Genomic DNA, 1,833 nt, shown 5'->3' with positions numbered 1-1,833 from the left:
CTCCGCGGCCGGCGGCTACTGTGCCGTCGTGGTGTGGCACTCGGCGGTGACCGAGGCCCTGCAGAAGCTCTTCGAACTGGCCTGGCAGCAGGCCGCGCCGCTGGGTCAGGCGGTCGACGACGGCGGGCTCTCCGAGAGCGAGAGGACGCTGACCCGGCTGCTGGCGGCCGGAATGAAGGACGAGGCGGTGGCTCGCCATCTGGGAGTGAGGCTGCGGACCCTGCGGCGGCGGGTGAGCGAGCTGCAGGAGCGGCTGGGCGCGGCGAGCAGATTCCAGCTGGGGATGCGGGCTTCCCAACGGGGCTGGGTGTAGCAGCGACACCGGCCGTTCCCGGCCTTCAATGCACGACTCTGATGGTCGCCTTGTCGTTGGCGGTGTCCGGGTCCCTGCGGCCCACGTCCCACGGGCTGGAGGGGGCCTTCTCCAGGAGGCTCAGGGTGCCTTCGCCGGGGGCGCCGAGTTCGGCCGTGAACTCGAAGGAACGGGTCTCGCCCGGCTTCAGGTCGGGCACCTCGCAGGTGTAGGTGAAGCCGTTGTTGTCGCAGTACGCCCGGTAGACGCCGTCGTCGTACTCCTCCATGGGCTCCTTCACCACCCTCAGCTCGAAGGGCGGCTCGAAGACCAGCTCGGCCGTGGTGCCGGCGTCGGCGGGCCCGTTGTTGGTGACCTCGATGCGGAAGGTTCGCCGGGTGCCCGGATCGCCTCGCAGTTCGACGTCGGAGACCTGGTAGTCGGCGTGGGTGTCGACGACGAGCTGGGTGGATCCGCCGCCCCCGACGAAGGTGCCCTGGGTGCGGGCGGTGGGCTCGGCCTCCAGAGCCGGTCCGTCGCCGGGGCCGCCGCCCTTCGAGTAGCTGTGGTACTGCCCCGGGCCCATGTCCAGGGCCCAGACGTCCCGGCCGTAGGAGGGGTACATCCGCGCGTTGGGGACGCGCAGTCTCATGGCGGGGCGGACGACGAGCGTCTCCCCCGGGTCGATCGTCACGTCCGGCAGCTCGCACACCGCGGTATGGCCCTTGCCCAACTCGGGGTAACGGCAGTTGTCGTACCGCTGCGCGAACTTCGTCCCGTTGGCTGTCATCGCGATCCCCAGCCCCTTGACGGGCACCTCTCCGGTGTTCCGCACGACGAGCGGGGAGACCAGCTCGGAGCCGGGCCGCAGGGGATCCTTCACGTACGCGGGCGCCACCGCCTCGACCACCGGTTCGCCGACGACGAAGCGGGTCCGCGCGGTGAGCTCTTTGCCGCTCCTCGTGGTGTACGTGTACCGGACGACGGCCGTGGCACCGGCCTTCGCGCCCTTGACCGCGTGCGGCTGCGCACGGGCGTTGTCCGCCCAGTTGCTGTAGTCGCCGTCGACCTCGCAGGTCAGACGCGCGGAGTCGCCCTCGCAGGGGCCGTACTTCTTCAGCCGCACCACGTCCCGCCCGTCGGGCGCCACCTCCACCGTGAGCCGGCGGACCCCGGGCCCGTTCCCGTCCTCGGCCGTCACGGCGAAGGGCATCTTGTCCTTCGGGCCGGTTTTGTCGCCGTAGGGGCGCAGGTAGTACACCTCGGGGGCGGTGAGGGAGGAGTGCGCCGCCCCGGAGTCGCAGGCGGCGAGAGACGCGAGCAGAAGCACTCCGGCGGCGCCAACTGCCCTACCGGACAGGCGATTCAACGGCCATCCCTCCTTCAAGTGTGCGAAGTACCCTGCACCTTATGGCCCTGACTCGTGAGCAACGTGAACAGTTCCTGGCCGAGCCGCATGTCGCCGCGCTGGCGGTCGACGCCGGAGAGGGGCGCGCGCCGCTCGCTCTGCCGATCTGGTACCAGTACACGCCCGGTGGTGA

At 70.7% G+C, this 1,833-nt stretch carries 2 protein-coding genes and 1 pseudogene; 2 read left to right on the top strand and 1 reads right to left on the bottom strand.

What is annotated here, in order from left to right:
* Nucleotides 1-313 (top strand): LuxR C-terminal-related transcriptional regulator (locus JF597_RS54610; RefSeq protein WP_294014593.1); only part of this gene is annotated, 313 nt, incomplete at its 5' end.
* A gap of 25 nt (nt 314-338) precedes the next feature.
* On the opposite strand, the gene JF597_RS54605 is transcribed toward JF597_RS54610, so the two are convergent.
* Nucleotides 339-1,622 (bottom strand): hypothetical protein, encoded by a 1,284-nt coding sequence (locus tag JF597_RS54605; RefSeq protein WP_294014590.1) that lies wholly within the window; start codon nt 1,620-1,622, stop codon nt 339-341.
* Nucleotides 1,623-1,693: 71 nt separating this feature from the next.
* Here JF597_RS54605 and JF597_RS54600 point away from each other — a divergent pair.
* Nucleotides 1,694-1,833: pseudogene (locus JF597_RS54600) on the top strand (pyridoxamine 5'-phosphate oxidase family protein); the annotation flags it as partial.

Source organism: Streptomyces sp., from assembly GCF_019510245.1.
In the GTDB taxonomy this organism is placed as follows: domain Bacteria; phylum Actinomycetota; class Actinomycetes; order Streptomycetales; family Streptomycetaceae; genus Streptomyces.
Note: the sequence above shows the minus strand (reverse complement) of the source record. Positions and strands in the feature narration are given on the sequence as shown.